The following is a 26,976-nucleotide window of genomic DNA, read 5'->3' as shown; positions in this document are numbered from 1 at the left end:
GACCTCAGCGACCAACTCATCTGCGACCACGCCCTCTTCCATCTCGAGGCCGATCTGCGCTGGCTGGAACTCACCGCCGCCCGCCTCGGCCAACTCGCCAAGGCGGTGCGTTCATGACCCCGGCAGGCTCCTTGCTGATCGCCACGTCCCTGAACAAGACGTACGGTCACACCCCCGCCCTGGACGGTGCGGACTTCTCCATCCACCCCGGCGAGGTCGTCGCCGTCATGGGCCCCTCCGGCTCCGGCAAGTCGACCCTGCTCCACTGCCTGGCCGGGATCGTCCGGCCGGACTCCGGCACCGTCCACTACGGCGGGCGCGAGCTGACCGCCATGTCCGACACCGAGCGCAGCAGCCTGCGCCGCGGCGAGTTCGGCTTCGTCTTCCAATTCGGCCAGCTCGTCCCCGAGCTGACCTGTGTGGAGAACGTCGCCCTGCCGCTGCGGCTCAACGGCACCAAGCGCAAGGAGGCCGAGGCCCGCGCCGAGTCCTGGATGGAGCGGCTGGAGGTCGACGCCGTGGCGGCCAAGCGGCCCGGCGAGGTCTCCGGCGGCCAGGGGCAGCGGGTCGCCGTCGCCCGGTCGCTGGTCACCGCGCCGCGGGTGCTGTTCGCCGACGAGCCGACCGGCGCGCTGGACTCGCTCAACGGCGAGCGGGTCATGGAGCTGCTGACCGAGGCCGCCCGCGAGTCCCGTACCGCCGTGGTGCTGGTCACCCACGAGGCCCGGGTCGCCGCCTACTCCGACCGCGAGGTCGTGGTCCGCGACGGCAAGGCCCGGGACATGGCAGGGGTCCGATGAGCGGCCAGGACGCCCCGGCGCAGGAGCCCCGCGCCCGCATCTCCGTCGCCCGCTGGGCCGCCGACTTGGCCATGGGCGCCCGGTTCGCGGTCACCGGCGGCCGGGAGAGCTGGGCCAGGACGATCATGACGGCGGTGGGCGTCGGCCTGGGAGTGGTGCTGCTGCTGGTGGCCTCCTCCGCCCCCACCGCGTACGACCTGCGCGGTGAGCGGTCCGACAGGCGTGCCGCGCTCGGCTTCGAGGTGGACCCCAAGCCCGGCCCCGACACCATCCGCCTCGGCCAGGCGAACACCACCTACCGCGACCAGGACATCGAGGGCCTGGTGATGGCGCCCGACGGCGACAGCCCGCCCAAGCCCCCGGGCATCAGCCATCTCCCGGACCCCGGCCAGATGTGGATCTCGCCCGCGCTGAAGAAGCTGCTCGACTCCGACGAGGGCAAGCTGCTGCGCGACCGCTTCCCCTACCGCACCATCGGCACCATCTCCCACGACGGCCTCTCCGGCCCGAACGACCTGCGCTACTACGCGGGGATCACCCACAAAGCGTTCGACCAGGCGGGCGGCGACTACCGCATCGACCGTTGGGGCACCAAGAACGTCGGCAAGCCCCAGCCCCTCAACCCCGCGCTGCTGCTGCTGATCATCGTGGGCTGTGTGGTGCTGCTGCTGCCGGTGCTCATCTTCATCGCCACCGCCGCCCGCTTCGGCGGTGAGCGGCGCGACCGGAGGCTGGCCGCGCTGCGGCTGGTCGGCGCGGACATCCATATGACCCGGCGGATCGCCGCGGGTGAGTCGCTCTTCGGCTCCCTCCTCGGGCTGGCCGTGGGCACCGGACTGTTCCTGCTGGTGCGCGTGTTCATCGAGGGGATCGTGGTCTGGGACATCAGCTTCTTCGCCTCCGACATCGTGCCGTCCGCCCCGCTCGCCCTGACGATCGCGGTGGCCGTGCCCGCCTCGGCCGTCATGGTCACGCTGCTCGCCCTGCGCGGTATCGCCATCGAGCCGCTGGGCGTCGTACGGAACGCCAGGCCCAAGCGCCGCCGTCTGTGGTGGCGGCTGCTGCTGCCGCTCCTGGGCATGGCCCTGCTGCTGCCGCTCGCCGGTGGTTTCCAGGCGGGCAGCGGGGGCGGTGACACCAAGGCGTACCAGGCCGCGGCCGGCGCCGTGCTACTGCTCGTCGGCGTCACCGCGCTGCTGCCCTGGATCGTCGAGGCCGTGGTGGAGCGGTTCGGCGGCAAGGGCTCGGTGCCCTGGCAACTCGCCACCCGCCGGCTCCAGCTCAGCAGCGGCACCGCTTCGCGCGCGGTCAGCGGCATCACGGTCGCCGTCGCCGGGGCCCTCGCGCTCCAGATGCTCTTCGCCAGCGTGGAGGCTCAGGACAGCCAGTCGACCGGTCAGGACCCGACCCGCGCCCAGCTGATGGCGACCGTCCCGGTGTCCACCGGTTCCGAGGCCCGCGACGCCTTCGAGCGGTACCGCGCGACCAAGGGCGTACGCGACATGCTCGGTGTCACCGAGGGCTACGTCTCCGCTCTGCGCCACAGCAAGGACGACCCGTCGACGGCCCCGGAAGAGGCCCTCACCGTCGCCGACTGCCCCTCGCTGCGCGAGGTGGCCCGCATCACCAGCTGCAAGAACGGCGATGTCTTCCTCGTCGACGCGCCGCCCGACTACTACGAGGCCGGGGACAAGTTTGCCAAGCCGGGCGCCCAGGTCAATCTCGCCTTCGACGACGAGAGCATGCCGGACCTGCGCCACAAGAAGCTGTGGACGATTCCCCACTCGGCCAAGGTGGTGAAGTCCCGGCATGACCCGATCGGCAGTGAGCGCACCGGTATCTTCGCCACCCCCGGCGCCTTCGACGTCGCCAAGCTGGCGAAACCAAACGCGGTGGCCATGATGCGGATGGATCCGAAGGTGCCGGACGCCACCGAGTACGTGCGCAACACCAGCGCGGTGTTCTCCCCGACGATCGATGTCATGCGGCTCAGCAGCACCTCGCAGTCGGATGAGTTCACGGTCATCCGCAAGGCCCTGTTCATCGGCGCCACCGCGACCCTGCTGCTCATCGGGGCCAGCATGATCGTGACCACCCTGGAGCAGCTACGCGAGCGCAAGCGGCTGCTGTCCGTCCTCGTCGCCTTCGGCACCCGGCGCACCACGCTGAGCTGGTCGGTGCTGTGGCAGACCGCGGTCCCGGTAGTGCTGGGCCTGGCGCTGTCGATCGCGGGCGGGCTGGCGCTGGGCGTGCTGCTGCTGAAGATGGTCGGCCAGCCGCTGGCCGTGGACTGGGCCGGGCTCGGCACCATGACCGGCATCGGCGGCGGCGTGATCCTGCTGGTGACCCTGGTCAGCCTGCCGCCGCTGTGGCGGATGATGCGGCCGGAGGGTCTGCGGACGGAGTAGGCACCTCTACCGCCCCACCTCACCGGGGGCCGTTCCTCACCATGGGAACGGCCCCCGGTGGCGTGTTCAGGCGGACCGGCCCTGGCTGCGTGTTCCGGCGGACCGGCCCCGGGCGGCGTGTTCAGGCGGACCGGCCGGCGACCCGCACCGGCAGTGGCCGCAGCGCCTCCCGCAGCGCCTCCGCGAACGCCTCGAACTCCTCCGTGCGCGCCGCGCCCGCCCGCATGGCCAGGGCAATCCGGCGGGCGGGCGCCGGATCGGCGAAGTCACCGGTGGCCAGATGGTCGTTGCGCGCGGTCTCCACCCGCAGCGCGGTGCGCGGCAGCAGCGTCACCCCGAGACCGCCCGCGACCAGCTGCACCAGGGTGGAGAGCCCGGCGGCGCTGGTGGTCACCGGGGTGCCCTCGGTGCGGCCCGCCTCACGACAGATGTCCAGGGCCTGGTCGCGCAGGCAGTGGCCCTCGTCGAGCAGCAGCAGATCCAGCTCCTTGAGCGCCTCGCGGGGGATGTCATCGCGTCCGCCCAGCCAGTGGTCCCGCGGCGTGACCAGGACGAAGTCCTCGTCGAACAGCGGCAATTCGACCACCCCGGGGGCGCCGAGCGGCACCGCGAGCAGCAGCAGATCGAGGCGGCCGTGGGCCAGCCCGTCCAGCAGCGAGGCGGTCTGCTCCTCGTACACCTGGAGATCGAGCCGGGGATAGCGCTCATGCACCAGCCGCAGCACGGTCGGCAGCAGATACGGCGCCACGGTCGGGATCACCCCGAGCCGCAGCACGCCGGTGAAGGGCGCCCGCGCCGCCTCGGCCTCCTCCAGCAGCTCCCCGACCGCCTCCAACACGGTGCGTGCCCGGGCCGCCAGCCGCTCCCCCGCCGGGCTGAGCAGCACCTTGCGCGTCGTACGCTCGAGGAGCTGGACACCGAGTGTCTCCTCGAGGGCCGCGACGGCGCCCGAGAGCGCGGGCTGGCTCATCCCGATGGCGGCCGCAGCATCGCGGAAGTGCAGCTGCTCCGCGACCGCGACAAAGGCCCTGAGCTGGGAAATGCTGGGCTGCCGTGGTTTGCCCGCCGGTGTGGCTGATGCGGCCACTGATAGCCACCTCCAATCAACCCCACCGAGTGTAGCTATTTCACTGATCAATGCACGCTGTGCCAAGGTAGGACCGTCCAACCCCAGGGAAACCCGGATGACCGGGTCTTTCCTACGCAAAACCTGCAAGGAGTGTGCGTGCTCACCGTCGGTGACAAGTTCCCCGAGTACGACCTGACCGCCTGCGTGTCGCTGGAGAGCGGCAAGGAGTTCGAGCAGATCAACCACAAGACCTACGAGGGCAAGTGGAAGATCGTCTTCGCGTGGCCGAAGGACTTCACCTTCGTATGCCCGACGGAGATCGCCGCCTTCGGCAAGCTGAACGAGGAGTTCGCCGACCGTGACGCCCAGATCCTGGGCTTCTCCGGCGACTCCGAGTTCGTCCACCACGCCTGGCGCAAGGACCACCCGGACCTGCGCGACCTGCCGTTCCCGATGCTGGCCGACTCCAAGCACGAGCTGATGCGCGACCTGGGCATCGAGGGCGAGGACGGCTTCGCACAGCGCGCCGTGTTCATCGTGGACCAGAACAACGAGATCCAGTTCACCATGGTGACGGCCGGTTCCGTGGGCCGTAACCCCAAGGAGGTCCTGCGGGTGCTGGACGCCCTGCAGACCGACGAGCTGTGCCCCTGCAACTGGAGCAAGGGCGAGGACACCCTGGACCCGGTGGCCCTCCTCTCCGGTGAGTGAGCTGATTCCCCATGGCACTCGATGAACTGAAGTCCGCGCTTCCGGACTACGCCAAGGACCTCAAGCTGAACCTCGGTTCGGTGATCGGCAACTCCGAGCTTCCGCAGCAGCAGCTGTGGGGCACCGTGCTGGCCTGCGCGATCGCCTCGCGCTCGGCGCGGGTGCTGACCGAGCTGGAGCCGGAGGCCAAGGCCAACCTCTCGCCGGAGGCGTACACCGCCGCCAAGTCGGCGGCCGCCATCATGGCGATGAACAACGTCTACTACCGGACCCGGCACCTGCTGTCCGACCCGGAGTACAACAACCTGCGCGCCGGACTGCGGATGAACGTCATCGGCAACCCGGGTGTCGAGAAGGTCGACTTCGAGCTGTGGTCGCTGGCCGTGTCCGCGATCAACGGCTGCGGAATGTGCCTCGACTCGCATGAGCAGGTGCTCCGCAAGGCGGGCGTGGACCGCGAGACGATCCAGGAAGCTTTCAAGATCGCCTCTGTGCTGCAGGCGGTCGGCGCCACCCTGGACGCCGAGGGCGTCCTGGCCGCGAACGGCTGACCCGCTCGGTCACAAGACCGCTCGGTCGCGGAGACCAGAACGGTCGCGGAGACCGGAAGGGCGCCCCACCGATCGGTGGGGCGCCCTTCGGCGTTCAACGGTCACGGGCCGGTCCCGGGTTCACCGGGGCTCGGCGTCCTTCCCCGGCGGCGCGTCCGGCGGGTCGGTGGGCGCCGTGCCGGAGGCGGTGGCGCCGTGCGGGCCCGGGACGGCGCGCAGCGCGTTCTCCTGGCTGTAGCTGCGCAGATAGACGACGACCGCGTTGGCGACCGCCACCAGGGGGACGGCCACCACCGCGCCGCCGATGCCGCCGATCAGCGAACCGGCCGCGACCGAGAGCACCACGGCCAGCGGATGGACCCGCACCGCCCGGCCGAGGATGAACGGCTGGAGCACATGGCCCTCGAGCTGCTGTACGGCCAGCACCACGATCAGCACCATCGCGCCCGTGAACACGCCCTGAGTGACCAGCGCCACGACCACCGCGAGCGCTCCGGAGACCACCGCACCCACCAGCGGGATGAAGGCGAAGAGGAAGATGAACACGGCCAGTGGCACGGCCATCGGCACATCGAGGAAGAACAGACCCACGCCGATGAAGATCGCGTCGATCAGCGCCACGATCACCGTGCCGCGCACATAGGCGGTCAGCGTCGCCCACGCCCGCGGACCCGCGCCCGCCACGCCCTCGCGGGCCGGGGCGGGGACCAGCTTGAGGGTCCAGTTCCAGATCTTCGGGCCGTCGTACAGCAGGAAGAGCGTGGAGAACATCGTCAGCAGAAGGCCGGTCAGCACCTCCACGACGACCGTAACGCCCTCGAGCCCCGCCGAGGTGATCTGCTCGGTGTTGGCGCCGACCGCCTCGCGCAGACTCTTGGCGATGTGGTTGATCTGCTTCTCGGTCACATGGAACGGGCTGTGCAGCAGCCAGCGCCGCAGATCGTCGATACCGGCCTGGACCTCGCCCGAGACCTCGTCGATGTTCTCCATGACCTGCCAGACCACGAACCATACGACCAGGCCCATGACGACGAAGCCGGCGATGAAGGTGAGCGCGGTGGCCAGCCCGCGCGGCACACCGCGCCGGCGCAGCCGGGTCACGGTGGGTTCCAGCAGTGCGGTGATGAGGAGCGCGACGGTGAAGGAGAGCACCACCAGCTGGACGGAGCTGATGACCCTCATGAGCACCCATACCGTGCCGCCGAGCACCAGCAGCCGCCAGGCGGCCTCGGCGGCGACGCGGACGCCCCAGGGGACGGCGTCCACCGGATCGGGTTTGGCGGAGACGGCGGGGGCGTAGGCGGGCGGGGCGGGCACGCTGGACGGCTCCGGCCGGGGGGCCTCGCCCTCCGCGCCCTTCCCCGCGGCGCCCGCGGAACTCCGGGGACCCTCGGGGCCCGCCGGGCTCGCGGAACTCTCCCGGCCCTCAGCCCCCCTGGCGCTCTCGGCGCCGCCCCGTGCGGCTCCGGCGCCCTGGTCCTGGCCCGCTCCGGTGCCGGGCGCGCCGCCGGACGGCCGTGCCCCCCGTGGCCGTTCCTCGGATGGTTCGGGCCCCGATGGGGGCCTCGGGCCGGCGTCGCCGTCGCCCTCGCGCCCCCGCATCTCGGCCTGTTGGGATTCCAGCCGGTGGGCGAGCCGGGTAAGTCCGGTTCCCAGCCTGCCGACCCACTGCGGCAATTTGGACATTTCTCGTTTCCTACCCCCAGGTTCCCCCTCGGCCGTCAAGGAGACGTTACCTGCTGGGGATGCACGAAACCCCCGACCCATGGGCCGGGGGTTTCGTGAAGTATGCGAGCGTGCGCCGCTGCCGGGATGGCCCGGCCCGATCGGCTCAGTAGTGGCCGTTGGCCTGCCAGAACGCCCAGGCGTCACACGGACTGCCGTAGCGCTCGTTCATGTAGTTCACGCCCCACTTGATCTGGGTGGCCGGGTTGGTCTGCCAGTCGGAGCCCGCCGAGGACATCTTGGAGGCGGGCAGCGCCTGTACCAGACCGTAGGCACCAGACGAGGGGTTGCTGGCCTGGTAGTTCCAGGTGGACTCGTGGTCCACGATGTTGCTGAAGCACTGGAACTGGCCACTCGGAACGATCTGCCGCGCCATCGACTGGACTTCGGAGATCGTGTAGGAGGCCTGCTGGGGGAAGTCGCCGGCGTCACGCGTGGCCGAACGGCTCGCGACGTCGTCCTTCTTCTCCTTCGCCTCCCGCTCCTTGGCCAGCTTCTCGGCGGCTGCCTTGTCCGCGGCGGCCTTCTTGGCCTTCGCGTCCTTGGCCGCCTGCTTGCGGGCTGCCTCCTCGGCGGACTTGCGCGCCTCCGCGTCGGCCGCGGTGGACTGAACGTCCGCCTGCTGCGTCAGGGATGCGGTCTGGGCAACGGCCTGCTGCCCGGCGGGTATGTCCGCAAGGAGCGTCGAGTCGGCGGCTGTCGCCTCGATCGGGTCGGACGAGCCCTGCTGCTGTCCGCCCGCGGCGACGCCGACAACGGCGCCCACAGTGGTGACCGCGGTGGCCGAGGCCACTGCGAATCCCCGGACCGAAATCCGGCTCACTCGGTTTCCTTCCAGCTCGCCCGCTTAGGTGACCTCGCGGGCGCAATCGTGCCCCTGACGCTGGCCTCCCCTTGTTCCGTCCCCGGTGGTACACGATGGGGTCGGCTGGTCACGGGAGGCACGGGCCCGGTGGGGATCCCCCGCGGGAGATCCTCGAGGTGCTCGGGCGGCATACGGCGAACTCTCTTCAATTCTGGTGTTGCTGTGGTTCTGTACCGCTGGGGGTACCTGTGTGCCGTATGCGGGGCCTGACAGAACCCACACACTGCCGGACGCGGAGCCCCCGAGGCAATTCCCCGCCAGGTGTGAAAGCTCACATCCCGTTTACGCCCTAGGGTTTCTGGAAATCCCCGCGCGCCAAGACGCCGCGCGGCTAAGCTCATTGGCCTTTCCGCGCGGCGCCCTGTGGTCGCAAACGACTCAACCAGCTCAGATGTGGCCGTCCTCCAGCATTTCGGTCACCAGCGCCGCGATCGGCGAACGCTCGGAGCGGGTCAGGGTGACATGCGCGAACAGCGGATGCCCCTTCAGTTTCTCGACGACCGCCACCACACCGTCGTACCGACCGACGCGGAGGTTGTCCCGCTGGGCCACGTCGTGGGTCAGCACCACCCGGGAGTTGGCGCCGATCCGGGACAGCACGGTGAGCAGCACATTCCGCTCGAGCGACTGGGCCTCGTCGACGATGACGAAGGCGTCATGGAGCGAGCGGCCGCGGATATGGGTCAGCGGCATCACCTCCAGCATCCCGCGCCCCACGACCTCCTCGATCACCTCGGCGCTGGTCACCGCGGACAGCGTGTCGAAGACCGCCTGAGCCCAGGGGCTCATCTTCTCGGCCTCGGAGCCGGGCAGATAGCCCAGCTCCTGGCCACCCACCGCGTACAGCGGGCGGAAGATCATCACTTTGCGGTGCTGACGCCGCTCCAGCACGGCCTCGAGACCGGCGCACAGCGCCAGCGCCGACTTGCCCGTACCGGCCCGGCCGCCCATCGAGATGATGCCGACGTCCGGGTCGAGCAGCAGGTCCAGCGCGATGCGCTGCTCCGCGCTGCGCCCGTGGATCCCGAACGCCTCCCGGTCGCCGCGCACCAGTCGCACCTGCCCGTCCGGGGTGACCCGGCCGAGCGCGTTGCCACGCTCGGACTGCAGCACCAGACCGGTGTGCACGGGCAGTCCGGCCGCCTCGGGGACATGCGCGGTCTCGGCGGCGAAGAGGTCGTCCACCTGCTCGGCCGAGACGGCGAGCTCCGCCATCCCGGTCCAGCCCGAGTCGGTTATCGCCAGCTCCGCGCGGTACTCCTCGGCGAGCAGCCCCACCGAGGACGCCTTGATGCGCAGTGGCAGATCCTTCGATACGACGGTGACGTCATACCCCTCGGCCTGCAGGTTTCTGGCGACCGCGAGGATCCGCGCGTCGTTGTCCGGGATGCGGCCGTGATTCAGGAAGGCCGCGGGCAGAACACCCGGGTCGGAGTGGTTGAGCTCGACACGCAGAGTCCCGCCCAGATCGCCGATCGGGATCGGGGCGTCAAGGCGGCCGAACCGGACGCGGTACTCGTCCAGCAGGCGAAGCGCCTGCCGCGCGAAGTACCCGAGCTCCGGGTGGTGCCGCTTGGCCTCCAGTTCCGTGACCACCACGACCGGCAGCACGACTTCGTGCTCGTCGAAGCGGGCCATGGCATTGGGGTCGGCCAGCAGGACGCTGGTGTCGAGGACATAGGTGCGCCGGTCTTGCTCGCGGCGTTTCTTGCTGGTCACCACGGGTGGACGTACCCCCTCGGGAGAGGTTGGGGTGCGACGGCGTCGCGGGAGTGAGGTATCCCCGCCGTAGACGGGGAACGGACCGGGCTCAGGCCCTACTGGGAGGGCCGAGCGCCGGCCCTCCGCGTCATACGCACGATCCGCACAGTCGTCCGTGTGCAAAGGGCCTCCCGGACGGACGGCCCAATGCCGTCCGCTGGCAGTTCGACACCCAACTGGACAGGTGGGACAGGGCGTCGACCTGGAAGGGATATTCCCTCGAACGTGCGGGGGCATGCAACGGCATATGACGGCGCGGATATGAACGTTGTGAAACCAGCGTGCTACACGGCCCGGGGCCGGACGCCGGGCGGCGTCCGGCCCCGGGCCGGTGAACTGCGGTGCTACAGACCGGAACTAGTTGCCGTACCTGCGGTGACGGGCGGCGTAGTCGCGCAGTGCGCGGAGGAAGTCGACCTTGCGGAAAGCGGGCCAGAAAACTTCACAGAAGTAGTACTCCGAATGGGCGCTCTGCCACAGCATGAAGCCGGAGAGCCGCTGCTCACCGCTGGTGCGGATCACCAGGTCGGGATCCGGCTGCCCACGGGTGTACAGGTGTTCGGAGATGAGGTCGATGTCGACGACCTCGGCGAGCTCCTCGAAAGAGGTGCCCTTGGTGGCGTGGTCCAGCAGCAGCGACCGCACCGCGTCGGCGATCTCCTGCCGTCCGCCGTAGCCGACGGCCACATTGACCAGTATTCCGTCGATGTGCTCGGTGTCCCGCTCGGCCTCCTTGAGGACCGTCTGGGTCCGGGAGGGCAGCAGATCGCGGTTGCCGACGTGGTGCACCCGCCAGCGGCCGTCGGCGGCCAGATCGCGCACCGCGCCCTCGATGATGCTCAGAAGCGGTCCCAGCTCGTCCTCGGGGCGGTCCAGGTTGTCCGTGGAGAGCAGCCAGAGGGTGACGACCTCGACGTCCGTCTCACTGCACCAGCCGAGCAGCTCCTGGATCTTGCTGGCGCCCGCCTTGTGCCCCTGCTCGGCGGTGCCGCCGGCCGCGCGGGCCCAGCGACGGTTGCCGTCGAGGATGACGCCGATGTGCTTGGGCACCTGGGCGTGATCGAGGCGGCCTTCCACCCGGCGTGCGTAGAGCCCGTACACCAGGTCGCGCAACTTCACGTCTTCCAGCCCCTCAGTGCCTCGCATGGCTTGCCATGGCAGTCCGCCCCAAGGCCGACACCCTACTGCGGGGCCGGGAGGCTGGCTAACCGGGACGGCCAAACGATCGCCCTGCGTCACGCTTCGTAGCCGACCGTGCGGGATACGTGCCGCCCCTGGGGTCCCGGATGCCCCAAATAAAGCGGGCCGGTCCGTGGGGGGGAGTACGGACCGGCCCGAGGGGGGGCTTCCACCATAACGCTTCGTGAGGGGATGTCCATGCATCGGCGGGGCCGACAATTCGCGCGCCGGTTTCATCCGGCCCCGAGCGCCCCCAGCACCAGCCCGGCGCCCGCCCCGAGGATCATGAAAGGGCCGAACGCCATCGCGGTCCGGCGCCCGGCCCGCCGGGTCAGCACCAGGGCCGCGGCGCAGCAGGAGCCCAGCAGCAGCCCGGCGAAGGCGCCCACAAAGAGCACGTCCCAGCCGTACCAGCCCAGGGCGACCCCCAGCGTCAGCGCCAGCTTGACGTCGCCGAACCCCATCCCGCTCGGGCTGATCAGGAACAGCACCAGATACGCCCCGCCCAGCACCGCGCCGCCCAGCAGTGCGCGCGGCCAGGACCCGGCGCTGTGCGGCAGCAGCGCCGCCGCGCCGAGCAGCGCGGCGGCCCCGCCCGCCATGGGCAGGGTGAGGACGTCCGGCAGCCGGTTGACCGCCAGGTCCACGGCCGTGAGCAGCACCCCCAGCGGCACCAGCAGCAGCCACACCGCCAGCTCCGGGCGGGCGCCGACGGCCGCCGCCAGGCCCGCGCACGCCAGCGCGGTGAGCGCCGCGGCGGGCAGCGGGCCCGTCCCGTAGTCCCGCTCGCCACCCCGGCAGCCGGCGCAGCGGGCGGGGCCCAGCCAGCCGCGCGCCGGGCCGGTGAGCGCGTGCCCGCGCGGACAGGCCCCGCGCCAGGGCTCCTCCGGATCGACGGCCAGCCGGTAGAGCGGGCGCGGTACGAGCAGCCCGGCGGCCGCGCCGTACGCGGCGGCGAGCACGATCAGCAGCGGTTGCACGGGCCGAGCCTACGGAAGCGCCCGGCCGGTGGAACACTGCGCGGGACGGGCGGACGGCGCGGGAAGGGCCGAAGGGGGGCCGGATGGTGGGCCGCTGGCGGGACGGTACGGGGACGCTGCACGTGGTCGGCGGCGCGGACGGAGCGGACGGCGCAGAGGAGGACCGGGAGGGCGCGGAGGACAGCGCGGGGCGCGCGGCGGGCTTGAGCGCGGGGCGCGCGGCGGGCATTCCGCTCACCATCGCCGCCTCCTATCGCGCCCGCGCCCGCGGTCTGCTCGGCCGGGACGGCCTGACCGGCGCGCTCCTCCTCACCCCGGCGAGCGGGGTGCACACCTTCCGGATGCGGTTCGCCATCGACGTCGCGTATCTGGACCGGCGGCTCACCGTCGTGGACGTCCACACCCTGCGCCCCGGCCGGCTCGGGCGCCCCCGGCTGCGCGCCCGCCATGTCCTGGAGGCGGAGGCGGGCGCGTTGGAGCGCTGGGGCGTGCGGCGGGGCGTGCGCGTCGTGATCGCCCCCGGGCCTTCAGCGCCGCCCGCTCCTTCTGTACGCTGACTTCTCGGTGTCATGGTTGGGACACCCTCGATCGCGGTCGAGATTCATCGAGGTAGCGGTCGGGATCATCGAGGTAGAGGTAGTAGGGGTAGGGGTGGCACGGTGACGACCACGGGCAAGATTCTGCGTTTCGACGAGTTCCGCGGCTACGGCTTCATCGCTCCGGACGACGGTGGCGAGGACGTCTTCATGCACGCCAACGACCTGCTGGACGAGAAGCACCTGTTCCAGCCGGGGTCCAAGGTGCGGTTCGTTCCCGAGTACGGCGACAAGGGGCCCAAGGCGTCGGAGGTCCGCGTCCTCGAGCGCGCCGCCGCGCCGGTCGTACGGCCCTCCGGGCCGGACGGCGACGACACCATGTGCGATGTGCTGTCGGTCGCCGAGCTCCGGCAGGAGCTCACCGAGGCGCTGGTCGAGATGGGCGGCAGCCTGACCGCCGACCAGATCAAGCAGGTGCGCAGGCGGGTCATCGAGCTCGCCCAGGCGCACAACTGGATCGAATCCTGATACCGGATCCTGAATCCTGGTATCGGATCCTGACGTCGGGCCGCATCGCGTCCTGACAGCGGGCTGAGGGCCGCCGCCGCGACGAGCCGTCGCGACGGCGGCCCTTCGCGTTCCAGGGACCCTCGCGTTCCAGCGCCTCTCAGCTTCCGGCGCTCCTCGGCTTCCGGCGCTTCTCAGCTTCCGGTGACCTTCAGCATCATCCACATCGCCGCCGTCGCGGCCACCACGGTCGCCGGTGCGGTCAGCAGCCCCAGACGGGTGAACACCCCCAGGTCGGAGCCGGTGTCCGGCTCGTGGTGGTGCACTATGCGCCGCCACAGCAGGGTGGCCAGGGAGCCGACGTAGGTGAGGTTGGGCCCCAGGTTGACGCCGATCAGCACGGCGAGCACGGGCCCGGTGCCGCCCGCGGAGGCGATCGGCAGCAGTGCCAGCACGGCGGGCAGGTTGTTGATGAGGTTGGCCAGCACCGCCGCGACGGCCGCGATCCCGAGCAGCGCGGGCAGGCTCGTCCCGGTGGGCAGCACCTCGGTCAGCGCGTCCTGGAGACCGCCCGCCAGCACGGCCTGGACCACGACGCCGAGCGCGAGCACGAACAGGCAGAACAGCGGCCCGGCCGCGCCGATGGCCCCCCTTACGGTCGTCTCGCGGCGCCGCAGCGCCCTTACGGTGAGCACGAGGGCGCCCGCCCAGGCCGCCCACTGGGGGTCGAGGCCCGCCAGCGAGGTCCCGACGAACCCGACGAGGGTCAGCAGCAGCACGGTCAGCGCGAAGACCGGCACCCGGGGCCAGTCGGCGGGCGGGGGCTCGGAGGTCCCGGCGGCCAGATCGGCGGCGAAGAAGCGGCGGAAGACCAGGTACTCGATGCCGATGGTCAGCAGCCAGGCGGGCCCCATCAGCACGGCGAAACGGGTGAAGGAGACCCCGCCGGCCTGAAAGGCGAGCAGGTTGGTGAGGTTGGAGACCGGAAGGAGCAGGGACGCCGAGTTCGACAGATGGGCGCAGGCGTACACATGCGGCCGGGACCGCGCCCCGAGCTTGGCCGCCGTGGCGAACACCACGGGCGTGAGCAGCACGACGGTGGCGTCCAGGCTCAGCACGGCGGTGACGACCGCCGCGACGGCGAACACCCCGCCCAGGAGCCGGTCCGTACGCCCCGCGCAGGCCCGCGCCACGGCCTGTCCCGCCGCCTCGAAGAGCCCCTCGTCCGCGCACATCCTGGCCAGCAGCAGCACGGCGGCCAGAAAGCCCACGACGGGCAGCAGTTCCTGGGTCTCCGTCCAGGCCCGGGCGGGCGAGACCGCCCCGGTGGCCACGACGATCCCGGCGGCGGGCACGGCCGCGACCGCTTCCGGCAGGCCCCGGGGGCGCACCACCGCGAAGGCCAGTACGCCGAGCAGCAGGACGACGGAAAGGGACTCGGCGACGGCGGTACTCAGAACGGACTCCGGCGGATGGTGTGATCGGCACACCCATGATGCGGCATCGCGCCGCCGGGGCCTCTCAGCCGGTCCTGGGCAGCCGGAAGCCGGGACCGCTCAGCCCGCCCGTCCTGGGGAACCGGGAACCGGGCCGCTCAGGCGGTCCTGGGGAAGCTGACCTCCACCCGGCGGTTGCGCTTGCGGCCCTCCTCGCTCGCGTTGTCCGCGATCGGGTACTGCTCGCCGTAGCCCCGGATCTCGTAGTTGACCGAGGGGTCGAGGTCCTCGGCGAGCGTCTGCTGCACCGCGTTGGCCCGCTGCTTCGACAGCACGATGCCATGGCCCGCGGAGCCCAGGTCGTCGGTGAAGCCGAAGACGCGGACGCTCTTCGCGTTCTGCCGCTCGGCCTCGGAGGCGATCTCCTTGATCCGGGCCTTCGCCTCGCCGCCCAGCTTGGCGCTGTCCTTGCCGAAGAGCACCTCGGCCTGGAGGGCGAACTTCACCTTGGCGTTGGTGTCCTCCCGCCGTTCGTCGCCGTCGTCCGTCTCGACCACGGACTTGATGTCCAGGACCCGGCCGGGCGCCAGCTTGGCGCCCTCGGGCATCTTCAGATCGGAGTCCTTGGCGTCGATCTTCAGGGGCGGGGTGGTGTCGGCGGGCGCGCCGGGGCCGCTGTCCGCGTGGGCTGGCGGCGCCGGGGCGGTGAGGGTGACCAGGAGCGCGGTGGAGGCCAGCGCGGCCAGTACGGGGCCGCGGCGCGCGGGGCGGCGGGCCGCCGTCTGCGGTGTCATGTCCCGGCTCATCCGGAGAGGGTGATGCCGACGGACGGCATGGTCGGGATCTGGAAGTCGACCTCGGTGACGCTCTTCGGCGGGGCCGGGAACTGTGCGAACAGCGGCCGGCTCTCATTGGGCTTGATCCCGGAGAGCCCCGTGGTGCACAGGCACTGACCGTCGGTGTCCCGCAGGACGAGATAGCGCTTCTTGCCCTTCTCGTCGACCAGGGACGCGCCGGAGACGGACGACAGGGACTTCACCTCGGTCTCCTTCGAGCGCCAGTCGATCGCGTTGAAGAGCCGGCTGCCGTGGTTGGTGACGGTGGCGTTCACGGTGACGAACCCGCCGTCGTCGCGCTCCGCGGAGTGCAGGGTGACGACGATCCCGCCGGGACCCTTCATCTCGCCGATGGTCTTGGACGAGTCCGCCGCGGGCTCCTGATCCCCGCCGTCGTCCTTGGGCGCGGTCGACGTCCGGTTCGCGCCGTCGCCGGGCTTCTTGTCGCCGTCGCCGTCGCCGCTGCCGCACCCGGCCACGGCGAGGGCCAGGGCCGCGGCGAGCGCCGTCGCGGCGGCCCCCCTCCGGGCCTTCGTCGTGTGCCGAATGCTCATCGCTCGCTGTCCTTTGCTCTTCGTTCGCTCGTCAGTCGGCCGTCAGTCGGCAAGGTGCACGGAGAACAGGTCCTTGGCGTCGGGGAAGAGGTCGAGACGCGTCGGGTCGATGGTCAGGTCGAGTCCGTCGCAGCGGAGGTCGATGGGCGGCTTGTCGTCCTTGCCGTCGTCCTTACCGCCGTCCCCGTCGTCCTTACCGCCGTCCCCGCCCTCGTCGTCCTTACCGCCGTCGCCGTCATCGGGCCCCTTGGTCGGCGGGGCGGGCGGCTCGGCCGTGCAGCGCGGGGTGACGACCGCCTTGGCCGTCGCCTTCGCGTGCTTGGTCTCCGTGCCGGGGATGACGGTCTTGCCCACGGGCTTCTGCGTCCTGACGGTGACGGTGAAGGACGTCGGCAGGAACTCGGGCCCGTGGCAGTCGGTCACGTCCGCACCGTTCTGACCGGCGAACCACTGCGCCTCATCACAGGCGCTGGTCGAGCCCAATCCCCGTCCGTTCAGCAGGTCGTCCCAGGCGCTGCCGTCCGCGATCGCCTCCAGGAACCCCTTGCGCAACTGGTCGCGGTAGTCCTGGGCGGCCGCGAGGGCCGCCGCGTCGGCGGCGGTCTGTCCGCCGTTGCGGGTGGCTCCGGCCTGGCCGACGGCGAAGAGGGCGAGCGCGAGGAAGAGCAGGCCCGCCACCGCGGTGATGTAGATCGGAAATGCCTGCCCCGCGTCGCTCCTGAGATCTCGGCGCGCTGTCACGGGACCGGTCAGATGCCGACGACCTGTGAGATCTTGTCGGAGATGGCGTTCGCGATCATGCTGCCGAAGTCCGTGGTCGACAGGACCAGCACGATGGCCACCACCACGGCGATGATGCCCAGATATTCGATCGAGGTCTGTCCCCGATCGTTCCGCATGACGCGCTTCCCCATTGTGTTCCCCTCCATGGGCTGCCGTCCCTCTGTGGTCCGGCGACTCAACCCCCGTTGTGTCGCTCGCGACACGAGCAAAGTACGCCGAAACAGCCGTCTCGGAACAGTGCCCCAGGAAGCATTGCCTTCCCCGTTCACCACGTTCGAACCGTGGACGTGACGACCGGCCCCGGTCGTGCATCCGTCTCACCCCCTCCCGCCACCGAGGAGTTCTCCGTCGACGACTGTCCCACATTCAATTGCAACCGCGAAGGAGCTTCACCTAAAAGTGACCGTCAGTCCCCGGTCACCGAGCCGAAGTCGGTGCCGGAGCCGATGAAGAACCCCGCGACGAGCAGCACCATGGTTCCGGGGACCATGAAGGTCGTAATGACCATGGTCGCCTTCGGCACCGCGCGCGCCGCGCGCCGCCGTGCGTTCTGGGCGTCCGTACGGCGCATATCGTTCGCAATGGCGATCAGCGTTTCGACAATCGGAGCGCCCAGCTCCTCCCCCTGCTGGAGGGCGGTGACGAACTGCGCGACCTGTTCCGAGTCATTACGTTTACGTAGCTCCTCGAACGCATGGCGGCGGCTGACGCCCATGTCCATTTGCCGAAGTGTGATGCGAAGTTCATCCGCCCAGGGACCCTCATACTTCTCCGCGACCCGGTCCAGGGCCTGACGGAAGCTCAATCCGGCGCTCACCACGACGGCCAGAACATCCAGAAAGTCCGGCAGCGTTCGCTCGATCGCGTCCTTGCGCTCCCGCACCGCCGCCCAGATGCCCACCTCGATCCAGAACAGCCCGAACGCCACCAGCATCAGCGCCAGCAGGACTTGACTCTTGATCAGCATCACCAGCGCCCCGCCGAAGCCGAGCGCCCCGTAGACCGCCCGCCGGGCCGCGTAGCGGTCCACCGTCAGACCGCCCGGATTGCCCGCCAGATCGATCCGGCGGCGGACCCTGCCCACCCGCTTCTCGCCCATCAACCGCAGCACCAGCGGGGCGTAGCGGATGCCCAGCCGGTCGACGGCCGAGCCGACCGCGGTCGTCCGGCTGGAGCCGACCTCCAGGGCCACCGCGAGGTCGCTGGGCAGCTTGGCCTCGCTGCGGTACAGCGTGATGCCGTAGGCGATGCCCGCCACCGCGAGACCGGCCGCCAGCGCCAGCAGCAGTGCCATCTCCCTGAGTCCCCTTTACCTGTTTACCTGGATTCGCTCGTACGTCGGTCTCGGACGGTCTCGGACGGCCTCAGACGTCGATCTTGGACATGCGGCGGATGAGGAAGAAGCCGATCCCGTACAAGCAGAAGGCCACGACCACGGCGGCCTGCCCCCAGAAGGACGAGGTCATCCGGTCCAGCGAACCGGCCGCGATCCGGTTCATCAGCAGCAGCGTCCCGATCCCCAGCAGCGGTACGACATAGGCGGTGACGGTCACCTGCGAGAGCTGGGTGCGCACCTCCCGCCGGGTCTCCTTGCGCTCCTCCAGCGTCTGGGTGAGGTTGCGCAGCGAGCTGACCACGGTCCCGCCCGCGCGGTTGGACAGCACCAGCGTGGTGACCAGCACCACCAGCTCCCGGGAGGGCAGCCGCTCGGCCAGCTCCTCCAGCGCGTCGTCGATCGAGTGGCCGACGGCCAGCTTGGCCGCGACCTTGGCCAGCTCCTCGCCCGCCGGCGCCTCCATCTCGTCCGCCGCCATGCCGAGCGCGGTGCGCAGCGCCAGCCCGGCCTGGGTGGCGTTGGCCAGGATCCTTGACAGCTCCGGCAGTTGGTTGATGAAGCGCTCTATCCGCTTCTGCCGCTGCCAGCCGAGGAACGCGAAGGCACCCCAGACGGCGACCACCGCCGCTATCGGGCCGAAGAACGCGGCGAGGAAGGACGCCGCGATCAGCCACAGCCCGGCCGCCGCCCCCGCCGTGTAGACGAAGAACTCCCCCGGGGTGATCTCCAGGCCCGTCGCCGCCAGCCGCAGCTCCAGCTTCCGGCCGAGGGACATAGTGCGCAGCCGCCGGTCGACCCCGGCGAAGCGGCGCGCGCGGACGGTGCCCGGCAGCGGGCCGGTCTCCGAGAGCCGGTCGATCAGCGCGCGCTGCTGCTCCTTGCCGCGGACGTAGGTGTGCACGCCCACGACGCCCAGCGCGCCGCACACCAGCGTCGCGCCGAGTGCGGCCGTCGCGAGATGGTCCATGGGCCCTGCTACCTCCGGTCCCTGGGGTCGAACGGGGGTGGATCGAACGGGGGTCGGTCGTGCGGCGGTCGGCCGAACGGCGGCCGGTCGTGCGGCGGCCGGTCGTACGGCGGCCGGTCGTACGGCGGCCGGTCGTACGGCGGCCGGTCGTACGGGTCGTACCCGGCCGCGCGGGTAGCCAGTTGCGCCGGGAAGGCGGCCACGCCGAAGGCCGGCGGCACCGATTCGCTCGCCATCCGCAGCCGCTCCGCGACCCGCTCCGGCAGCGGGAAGTAGCCGAACCGCCCGTGCACCACCCGGTCCGCGCCCATGGGCTGGGCGTCGAAGCGGCAGACGGTGGCGATGCGGTACGCCTCGTGGCCGTGGCTGTCGAGCAGCGCGATCTCGCTGATCCGCCGGGATCCGTCGGCGTTACGGACGAGCTGGACGATGCAGTCCACCGCGCTGTTGATCTGGTCCCGCAGCGCCTCGTAGGGGATCGCCACCTCCGACATGGAGGCGAGCGTCTGCAGCCGCATCAGCGCGTCCTCGGCGTTGTTGGCGTGGACGGTGGCCAGCGAGCCGTCGTGGCCGGTGGACATGGCCTGGAGCATGTCGAGGGTCTCACCGCCGCGCACCTCGCCGACGATGATGCGGTCGGGGCGCATCCGCAGCGAGTTGCGGACCAGGTCGCGGATGGTGATACGGCCCTTGCCCTCGACATTGGGCGGCCGGGATTCCAGCCGGATGACATGGGTCTGCTGCAACTGCAGCTCGGCGGCATCCTCGACGGTGATGATGCGCTCCCCGTCGGGGATCAGCCCGGAGAGGGCGTTGAGCAGCGTGGTCTTGCCGGAGCCGGTGGGGCCGGAGACCACCACGTTGAACTTGGCCCGCACCAGCGCCGCGAGCAGCATCAGCATCTGCTCGTCCAGCGTGCCCATGCCGATCAGCTCATGGAGGGTGTAGGCGCGGGGGAAGCGGCGGATGGTGAGCGTGGCGCCGGTGAGGGCGAGCGGCGGGATGATCACGTTGACCCGCTCGCCGGACGGGAGCCGGGCGTCGACCATCGGATTCGACTCGTCCACCCGGCGGTTGACCGTGGAGACGATGCGCTCGATGGTCTGCATCAACTGCTCTTCGGAGGCGAAGCGGACGGGGACCTGCTCGACCCGGCCGGAGCGCTCCACGAAGATCTGGTCCGGGCCGTTGACCATGATCTCGGTGATGGAGGCGTCTTCGAGGAGGGGTTCGAGCACCCCGAGGCCGAGCGCCTCGTCCACCACCCGGCGGATGAGCTGGGAGCGCTCGGTGGTCGAGAGCACCGGGCCCTCGCGGCTGATGATGTGGCCGAGCACGCGCTCCAGCCGGGAGCGGCGCTCGGCGGTGGAGAGCGAGGACATCTCCGCGAGGTCGATCTCCTCGAGCAGCTTGGCGCGGTAGGCGGAGACGAGGTGGCCGTCCTGGCGTCCACCGCCGCCCTCGCCGGGCCCCTCGGGTGCGGTGATACGGGCCCGCAGGCTCATCGGTCGCCTCCCAACGCCGCCGCCTCCGGACTGTCCGTACCGCCATCTCCGTCGTCGCAGGGCATCGTGGCGCTCTTCTCGGCGCTGCCGAAGTCGAAGCCGGGGATGACGGAGGGGATCTCCACGGTCGCGGTGGCCCGCGCCTCCCCGCCGCCGCAGCCGCCGCTGCTGATACCGGCGCCGTCGGCCAGCCATCCGCTCATCGCCGCCTTCCCGGCGGCCTGCGGGCTGGTCCGCGGCTCGTCCAGCGACGCCGTGCGCGCCGCCGCCCGCGCCGCGGTCCCGGCCTGCTGCGCGGTGTACGCGGCGATGCCGAGCTGCGCGGCGGCGAGTGCGACCAGGATGAGGATCGGCAAGAACCCCAGGAACTCGATGGACGCCGACCCGGCGTCGGCCCGCCACCGGCGCGACGCACCGGGGCGCCGGTCCGCCCGGCCGAGGATCCCGCCGGGCAGGTGCCGAGCCCCCGCCCGTTCGCCCAACGGCGCGCCCGTCCCTGGGCGGTCGGCCGTGCGGCGACGTGCCCGCGAAGACCCGGCGGCCAGGTGGCTCGCCGCCGCCCCGGCGGCCCCCCACACGCGCGTCCGCCCGCCGCCCCCCGGCATCACGGCCGCGCGGCGCCGCACCGAGGCGCGACCGGCCGCGCCGTGCCACCGCGACGAGCCGCCCACCGTCACAGTCCCTCGGACCACTCGCAGCACGGCTGCCTCCCAACGGCCCCACCGCTCGGCGGCCTTCGCCGCACCGAGGAGTCCCGCCGGTGCCGGGCCCTGGTCCCCGGGCCGCGCGGCGGCGGGCGCGGGGCGGTCCCCCTGCTGGGCCGTCGTCCCGCCCCGGCGCGTGGCGACGGCGCGGAGTGACGACGCACGACCGGCCGCCCCGCGCCTGCGCAACGAACCGACCGCCTCGGGACGGCGCCGCGCCGTGGGAGCCGCGGCGGGCCCGCCGCCCGGCACCGCGGGCCCCGCAACCGGGGAGGCGGCCGCTCCAGGGCGGTTACGGCGGCGGGGCGCCGTCAGAGGGGCGCCCGGGACCGTTGCTACGGATACACGGTGACCGCTCATGTCACTCCCCTCCGCCCGCCAGGTCGCTCTCGTCCGCCGCCCCCGCCGTACCCGTGACCGTCCACGGGAAGTCGGCGGCGCCCGGGAAGAGGATCGGGACGTGGAGCTTGACCGTGGCCTTGTAGACCGAGCCGTCGCCGCCGGCGCAGTCGATGTCGGCGCTCCAGGAGCCGGGGATGTCCTTGCTCGCCGCGTCCTGGCAGGCGCCCGCGCCCTTGGTGGCGCCCGCGCGGGCGCCCTTGTCGGCCGAGTTGCCCGCCAGCGAGTACGTATAGCCGACCAGCACCACCTGCCAGACGACCGCGAGCACGATCAGCGCCAGCGGCAGGACGCCGAGGAATTCGACCGTCACCTGGCCGCGGTCGCCGCCGCGCTTGCGCAGGAAGCCCTTGGTGGACGGCGGGGCGATCTCGTTGAGCGCGTCGGTGCCGTCGCCCACGCTGCCCTGCGCCGGGTCGCCGCCCGCCTCTATGGCATGGCGCCGCCGCAGCCCCGCCAGGGCGCGCTCGCCGCCGCTCCCGGCCGCGTGGCCGCCCCGGTGGGCGGCGCGGCGGCCGCCGCCCGGGGGCGCGGCGTCCACCAGGCCCAGCTCACCGGCCAGCCCCCACAACGCCTGTTTGACGGCCGACTTGGCGTCCAGGTCCTGCATCCGGCCCGAGTCCACGGCGGGCTGCAGCTCCTTGAAGCCGGCCGGGATCGCCGTGCGCGCCACGGTCGTCCCGGTGGCCCGCTGGACGAGCTGCGGCTGGATCTCCGCGCTGCGGGTGTGCCGGTTGACCACGGTCACGGTCTCCTCCGCCTTGCGGATCTGGAGCCGGTCCCACAGCCGGACCATGCGCTTGGCGGCGCGCACCGCGACCACGTCCGGGGTGGTCACCAGCAGCGCGATGTCCGCGGTCTCGACGGCGGCGGCGCCCGCGGAGGTCATCTGCGTACCGCAGTCGACGACCACCAGCTCGAAGCGCGACCGCAGCGCGCCGATGACCTGGCGGGCGGTGCGGTCGGTCACTTCCTCGCCGCGCTCGCCCTCGCCGGGCGCGAGCAGCAGCCCGAGCCCGGTCTGGTGGGTGAACACCGCGTCCTGGAGCACCCGTGGCGAGATGTCGCTGATCTGCGCCAGATCGGCGATCGAGCGCCGGAACTGGACGTCGAGGTACGAGGCGATGTCCCCGGACTGCAGGTCCAGGTCGACGAGCGCGACCTTACGGCCCGCGGCCCGCGCGGCGAGCGCGAGCTGCACGGCGGTCACGGTGGTGCCGACCCCGCCCTTGGCTCCCGCGACCGCGACCAGCTTGCCTCCGGGCCCGGCGGCCAACGGATCACCGCCGCCCCCGAGATGGCGCCGCACGCCGGTGGCCCACTGGGCGGCGCCCTGGACGCGGGCCGCCAGCTCGTCGTACGACAGCGGTATCCCGGCGATGCCGCGGGCCCCGGCGTCCATGGCGGCCGAGTACAGCGCGGGCCCCGCGTCGGCGGTCACCAGCACCACGCCCACCGCCGGGAAGCGCAGCGCGATCTCGCGGATCAGCTCCAGCGCCGGGGCCGGGCCGATGCGCTCATGGACGAGGACGACCTCCGGCAGCTCCTCCAGGGAGGCGGCGGCCAGCGAGGCGAGGGTGTCGAGCAGCAGGGTCGAGTCGCCGACCGGCGCCGACGGTTCGACACCGGGCAGCTGGCCGAGCAGCCCGCTCAGGGAGCGGGCGGCGTCGGGGTCGCCGGCGGCCGGCAGAATCCTGATCGTCACCGCGGCACCTCCTCACTCATTTGTCGCCGTCGAGGGTGTAGGTGCGGTCGCCGGGGCCTATGGAGGTGCCCCCGCCGGGGGCGACCAGCGCGAGCCGCACATGCGAGGCGAAGGACTCTGCGTAGGCCACGCGCTGTGCGTTCTTGGTGTCGAGCGCGAAGGTGATCGGCACGGCCTCGTCGATCCGCCGCTTGTCGTCCTGGTTGGGCTCCAGGGCGGTGATCTTGCCGAGGTCGAGCACCTCGGCGCCCGCGACGATCAGTTTGGAGACCGCTTCCTCGCCCTGGGAGTTGCCCTCGAAGGTCGCGTAGATGTTGACCTTCGCACCGGGGGTGATCTTCCCGGCGACGCCGGTCGCCGCGTCGATCATGATGGCGATCTCCTGTTGGCCGGGCTTCAGGGCGGGCCGGTTCGCGATCATGTCCCGCTGCAGCAGCGACCCCTTGGTGAGCTGGGTCACCGCGATCTTCCCGCGTAGCTCGTCGAGATCGGTGACGGCGGTGGAGGGCACATAGCGCTTGGGCATCGAGACCTTCTCGAACTCCCCCGCGTCCAGCGCCTTGTAGGGCTTGACGTCCGAGGTGAGCTTGTAGGCGGTGGTCTCGGGGCCGACCTTCGACTCCACGTCGTTGACGACGGAGAGCACTCCGGCGAAGGCGCCGACGGCGCACAGGACCGACAGGAGCAGCAGGATGACTCCGCGGCGCTGGCGTGAATTCATGGGACGCACAACCTCGTTCGGGGACGTTACCGGCTGGTCAGGGCGGGACGTTGGGACGTGAGCAGTGCGGGGATCTCATCGCCGCGCGCCACCGGGCAGGAGCAGAAGGCACAGCGGTCGCCGATGAGTTCGAAACCGCACCAGTGGCATTCCTCTCTCCTTACGGAGGCCACGAGCTGGTAGAGGACCGAGAGGTCGGGGATGGCCGCGGCGAACTCGATCAGCTTCGGGGTGCCCCACCAGCGCGCCGACTCGGCGGGCAGCGGCACCTCCTCCACGCCCCGTACGCCCCAGGCGGGGGCGAGGGCGCCGGCGACCCAGTCGTCGTGGCCCGCGCCGCCGCCCCCGTAGCCATGGCTGTTGAGCTGGCCCCGGGCGACGGTCATGGAGGTGGCATACCCGGGGGCGGGCAGCTCGGACGCACCGCCGACCTTCACCAGCCGCGGGGTGGGATGGGCGAGCACCCCGAAGTGGGCGCCGGGCACCCAGGACTTGACGTGCGAGGTGAGGCTGACCGGGACCCGGTCCAGCCGGGCGACGCTGCCCAGCAGGGCGCCCGCGTGGATGTAGTGGGAGAGCAGCCGGGCGGCGCACGCCAGAACGCCGGGGCTGAAGTCGGATATGGATAGCTGACGTAACTGACGGGCCAGTACGGCGACGGCCAGCGGGGGCAGTTCGAGCGGCAGCAGCGCCATCCGGTCGCTCTCCAGGACGGAGCGCACGATATGGAGCCGGCGGACCACAGCCGCGGGGGTCGCGGCGGGATAGAGCACGACGAGATAGCCCTGCTGGTCGAGAAGGTTCCCGACCTCGGCGAGGGCGTCGTCGAGTGACTGTGCGTCCGGCGGGCGGAGCACGACGGCCGACGGGGTCTGCCCGTCGGGCGGCGGAAGCACCAGCTCACGGCCGGTGACTGCTATCGCGGTGGGCACGTCGGCTACCCCGTCTCACATCGGCGCCGAGCGGCGGCGGCCACAGGTCTCTACTGCCCCTGTCTCATTACTGCCCCTGTCCTGGTGCGTCGTCACTTTATCCACGAAAACGGCGTGAGAGAACAGTTCCTCTGGGTTACGCCACCCGGGTCCGATGCGGAGTCCGCGCATCCCCTTGACAAGGTTATTGGTCTGGACCACTTTACGTTCATACGGTGGCCACCGTCCGCAATCTCCTCCTTCACACCGGCTTCCCAACGGATTCCCCCACGGAGGCAGTCATGGACCGTGCCCCACACCCCCGCCCCACCCGACTCAGACGCAGCTTCGCCCGACTGACCAGCGCATTCGCCGCAATCGCCCTGGGCGCCACCGGCCTGGTCGCCCTCGGCGGCACCGCCGCGGGCGCCGCCGCCAACCTCGCCCAGAACCCCGGCTTCGAGTCCGGCCTCAGCGGCTGGACCTGTTCCGCCGGGAGCGGAGCCACGGTCGCGAGCCCCGTCCACGGCGGCTCGGCCGCGCTCAAGGCCACCCCGGCGGGCACGGACAACGCCCGCTGCGCCCAGACCGTGGCCGTCAAGCCCAACTCCTCGTACACGCTGAGCGCCTGGGTCCAGGGCAGCTATGTCTACCTCGGCGCGAGCGGCACCGGCACCACCGACGTCTCGGCCTGGACGCCCTCCGCGCCCGGCTGGCAGCAGCTCAGCACCGGCTTCACCACCGGTGCCAACACCACCTCGGTGACCGTCTACACCCACGGCTGGTACGGCCAGCCCGCCTACTACGCCGACGACATCAGCCTGGCCGGCCCCGGCGGCGACCCCGGCGACCCCGTGCCGGGCGCGCCGAGCGGGCTGCGGACCGGCGGCGCCACCTCGTCCTCCATCGATCTGTCCTGGTCCCCGGTCACCGGCGCGACCGGCTACAACGTCTACCGCGACGGCTCCAAGGTGCAGTCGGTGGGCGGCGCTTCGGCGACCGTGACGGGTCTCGCGGCCTCCACCTCGTACCAGTTCCAGGTCACCGCCACCAACGCGGCGGGCGAATCGCCCAGGTCGTCCGCCGTCACGGGCACGACCACGGCCGGAGGCGGCGGGGGCGACGGCACCGTGCCCAAGCACGCGGTCACCGGGTACTGGCAGAACTTCAACAACGGCGCGGCCGTGCAGAAGCTGCGCGAGGTTCAGGACCAGTACGACATCATCGCGGTCGCCTTCGCGGACGCCACCGGCACCCCCGGAGCCGTCGACTTCACCCTCGACCCCGCCGTCGGCTACGGCAGCGAGCAGCAGTTCAAGGACGACATCAAGGCCAAGCAGGCGGCCGGAAAGTCCGTCGTGATCTCGATCGGCGGCCAGAACGGCACGGTGTCCATCAACGACTCGGCCTCCGCGAACAACTTCGCCAACTCGGTCTACGCCCTGATGCGCGAGTACGGCTTCAACGGCGTCGACATCGACCTGGAGAACGGCCTCAACGCCACCTATATGACCCAGGCGCTGCGTTCCCTGTCGGCGAAGGCCGGGTCCGGCCTGGTGATCACCATGGCCCCGCAGACCATCGACATGCAGTCCACCTCGGGCGCCTACTTCCAGACGGCGCTGAACATCAAGGACATCCTGACGGTGGTCAACATGCAGTACTACAACAGCGGCTCGATGCTGGGCTGCGACGGCAAGGTCTACTCCCAGGGCTCGGTCGACTTCCTCACCGCCCTCGCCTGCATCCAGTTGGAGGGCGGTCTGTCGCCGTCCCAGGTCGGCCTCGGCCTGCCCGCCTCGACGCGCGGCGCGGGCAGCGGCTATGTCTCCCCGGCGATCGTGAACAACGCCCTGGACTGCCTGGCCCGCGGCACGAACTGCGGCTCCTTCAAACCGGCCCGGACCTACCCGGGTCTGCGCGGCGCGATGACCTGGTCCACGAACTGGGACGCGACCGCGGGCAACGCGTGGTCGAACGCGGTGGGCCCCAAGGTCCACGGTCTGCCCTAGCGTGACGCGGCCCCT

25 protein-coding genes and 1 pseudogene are annotated in these 26,976 nt (G+C 71.4%); 8 read left to right on the top strand and 18 right to left on the bottom strand.

The annotated features are described in order from the left end of the window. The 3 genes and pseudogenes from J5X86_RS08450 to J5X86_RS08440 all read left to right on the top strand — a co-directional run. Positions 1-117, top strand: a pseudogene (locus J5X86_RS08450) (PadR family transcriptional regulator); the annotation flags it as partial. After that, entirely contained in the window at positions 114-800 is a 687-nt protein-coding gene (locus J5X86_RS08445; protein WP_208516112.1) for an ABC transporter ATP-binding protein, read from the top strand. The pseudogene J5X86_RS08450 and the gene J5X86_RS08445, both read left to right, overlap by 4 nt. Continuing rightward, positions 797-3,208, top strand: coding sequence for an FtsX-like permease family protein (locus J5X86_RS08440; protein WP_208516111.1), 2,412 nt, complete (start codon positions 797-799; stop codon positions 3,206-3,208). Before J5X86_RS08445 ends, J5X86_RS08440 begins: the two co-directional genes overlap by 4 nt. A 121-nt stretch (positions 3,209-3,329) precedes the next feature. On the opposite strand, the gene J5X86_RS08435 is transcribed toward J5X86_RS08440, so the two are convergent. Further along, positions 3,330-4,295, bottom strand: coding sequence for a hydrogen peroxide-inducible genes activator (locus tag J5X86_RS08435; protein WP_208516110.1), 966 nt, complete (start codon positions 4,293-4,295; stop codon positions 3,330-3,332). A gap of 138 nt (positions 4,296-4,433) precedes the next feature. Between J5X86_RS08435 and J5X86_RS08430 the strand changes: the two genes are divergently transcribed. Further along, positions 4,434-4,988: a peroxiredoxin gene (locus J5X86_RS08430; protein WP_014054604.1), complete on the top strand. Its 555-nt coding sequence runs from the start codon at positions 4,434-4,436 to the stop codon at positions 4,986-4,988. An 11-nt stretch (positions 4,989-4,999) separates the two neighbouring features. Further along, positions 5,000-5,539: an alkyl hydroperoxide reductase gene (locus J5X86_RS08425; RefSeq protein ID WP_014054603.1), complete on the top strand. Its 540-nt coding sequence runs from the start codon at positions 5,000-5,002 to the stop codon at positions 5,537-5,539. 120 nt (positions 5,540-5,659) lie between these two features. Here J5X86_RS08425 and J5X86_RS08420 read toward each other — a convergent pair whose 3' ends face one another. From J5X86_RS08420 to J5X86_RS08400, 5 genes are all read right to left on the bottom strand, one after another. Continuing rightward, positions 5,660-7,225: an AI-2E family transporter gene (locus J5X86_RS08420; protein WP_208516109.1), complete on the bottom strand. Its 1,566-nt coding sequence runs from the start codon at positions 7,223-7,225 to the stop codon at positions 5,660-5,662. A gap of 145 nt (positions 7,226-7,370) precedes the next feature. After that, a complete protein-coding gene (locus J5X86_RS08415; protein WP_078643276.1) occupies positions 7,371-8,087 on the bottom strand; it encodes a transglycosylase SLT domain-containing protein in 717 nt (238 codons plus the stop codon). 429 nt (positions 8,088-8,516) lie between these two features. Continuing rightward, positions 8,517-9,851, bottom strand: a complete 1,335-nt coding sequence (locus tag J5X86_RS08410; protein ID WP_208516108.1) for a PhoH family protein — start codon at positions 9,849-9,851, stop codon at positions 8,517-8,519. 396 nt (positions 9,852-10,247) lie between these two features. Continuing rightward, the gene (locus tag J5X86_RS08405) at positions 10,248-11,009 is read right to left on the bottom strand and encodes an isoprenyl transferase (protein WP_078643274.1); all 762 of its coding nucleotides are present in this window, start codon (positions 11,007-11,009) and stop codon (positions 10,248-10,250) included. 293 nt (positions 11,010-11,302) lie between these two features. After that, positions 11,303-12,049, bottom strand: coding sequence for an A24 family peptidase (locus J5X86_RS08400; RefSeq protein WP_208516107.1), 747 nt, complete (start codon positions 12,047-12,049; stop codon positions 11,303-11,305). Between the two features lie 83 nt (positions 12,050-12,132). On the opposite strand from J5X86_RS08400, the gene J5X86_RS08395 reads away from it, so the two are divergent. Next, positions 12,133-12,606: a DUF192 domain-containing protein gene (locus J5X86_RS08395; RefSeq protein WP_208516106.1), complete on the top strand. Its 474-nt coding sequence runs from the start codon at positions 12,133-12,135 to the stop codon at positions 12,604-12,606. A 102-nt stretch (positions 12,607-12,708) separates the two neighbouring features. Further along, positions 12,709-13,113: a cold shock domain-containing protein gene (locus J5X86_RS08390; protein WP_078643271.1), complete on the top strand. Its 405-nt coding sequence runs from the start codon at positions 12,709-12,711 to the stop codon at positions 13,111-13,113. A gap of 173 nt (positions 13,114-13,286) precedes the next feature. Here J5X86_RS08390 and J5X86_RS08385 read toward each other — a convergent pair whose 3' ends face one another. The 12 genes from J5X86_RS08385 to J5X86_RS08330 form a co-directional block, all read right to left on the bottom strand. Next, on the bottom strand, positions 13,287-14,549 hold the full coding sequence (locus tag J5X86_RS08385) for an SLC13 family permease (protein ID WP_208516161.1): 1,263 nt from the start codon (positions 14,547-14,549) through the stop codon (positions 13,287-13,289). 137 nt (positions 14,550-14,686) lie between these two features. Beyond that, positions 14,687-15,322, bottom strand: coding sequence for an OmpA family protein (locus J5X86_RS08380; RefSeq protein WP_208516105.1), 636 nt, complete (start codon positions 15,320-15,322; stop codon positions 14,687-14,689). A gap of 8 nt (positions 15,323-15,330) precedes the next feature. Then, entirely contained in the window at positions 15,331-15,918 is a 588-nt protein-coding gene (locus J5X86_RS08375) for a hypothetical protein (RefSeq protein WP_208516104.1), read from the bottom strand. A 42-nt stretch (positions 15,919-15,960) separates the two neighbouring features. Continuing rightward, positions 15,961-16,659, bottom strand: coding sequence for a pilus assembly protein TadG-related protein (locus J5X86_RS08370; RefSeq protein ID WP_208516103.1), 699 nt, complete (start codon positions 16,657-16,659; stop codon positions 15,961-15,963). A gap of 8 nt (positions 16,660-16,667) precedes the next feature. Beyond that, positions 16,668-16,817 carry a hypothetical protein gene (locus J5X86_RS08365; RefSeq protein WP_162496074.1) on the bottom strand — a complete coding sequence of 50 codons (150 nt, stop codon included), beginning with the start codon at positions 16,815-16,817 and terminating at the stop codon, positions 16,668-16,670. Positions 16,818-17,107: 290 nt separating this feature from the next. Further along, positions 17,108-17,995 (bottom strand): DUF5936 domain-containing protein, encoded by an 888-nt coding sequence (locus J5X86_RS08360; RefSeq protein WP_208516102.1) that lies wholly within the window; start codon positions 17,993-17,995, stop codon positions 17,108-17,110. Between the two features lie 70 nt (positions 17,996-18,065). After that, positions 18,066-19,004: a type II secretion system F family protein gene (locus J5X86_RS08355; protein ID WP_208516101.1), complete on the bottom strand. Its 939-nt coding sequence runs from the start codon at positions 19,002-19,004 to the stop codon at positions 18,066-18,068. 8 nt (positions 19,005-19,012) lie between these two features. Next, entirely contained in the window at positions 19,013-20,509 is a 1,497-nt protein-coding gene (locus J5X86_RS08350) for a CpaF family protein (protein ID WP_208516100.1), read from the bottom strand. Beyond that, a complete protein-coding gene (locus J5X86_RS08345) occupies positions 20,506-20,991 on the bottom strand; it encodes a TadE/TadG family type IV pilus assembly protein (protein ID WP_374229231.1) in 486 nt (161 codons plus the stop codon). Before J5X86_RS08345 ends, J5X86_RS08350 begins: the two co-directional genes overlap by 4 nt. Before the next feature lie 583 nt (positions 20,992-21,574). Beyond that, positions 21,575-23,317: an AAA family ATPase gene (locus J5X86_RS08340; RefSeq protein ID WP_208516099.1), complete on the bottom strand. Its 1,743-nt coding sequence runs from the start codon at positions 23,315-23,317 to the stop codon at positions 21,575-21,577. 16 nt (positions 23,318-23,333) lie between these two features. Next, positions 23,334-24,038 (bottom strand): Flp pilus assembly protein CpaB, encoded by a 705-nt coding sequence (gene cpaB / locus J5X86_RS08335; RefSeq protein WP_208516098.1) that lies wholly within the window; start codon positions 24,036-24,038, stop codon positions 23,334-23,336. 26 nt (positions 24,039-24,064) lie between these two features. Then, positions 24,065-24,970, bottom strand: a complete 906-nt coding sequence (locus tag J5X86_RS08330) for a hypothetical protein (RefSeq protein ID WP_119991288.1) — start codon at positions 24,968-24,970, stop codon at positions 24,065-24,067. Positions 24,971-25,251: 281 nt separating this feature from the next. Between J5X86_RS08330 and J5X86_RS08325 the strand changes: the two genes are divergently transcribed. Further along, positions 25,252-26,961 (top strand): chitinase, encoded by a 1,710-nt coding sequence (locus J5X86_RS08325; protein WP_208516097.1) that lies wholly within the window; start codon positions 25,252-25,254, stop codon positions 26,959-26,961. Positions 26,962-26,976 lie beyond the last annotated feature (15 nt).

The organism is Streptomyces sp. NEAU-YJ-81, assembly GCF_017592595.1.
Lineage (GTDB): Bacteria > Actinomycetota > Actinomycetes > Streptomycetales > Streptomycetaceae > Streptomyces > Streptomyces hygroscopicus_B.
Note: the sequence above shows the minus strand (reverse complement) of the source record. Positions and strands in the feature narration are given on the sequence as shown.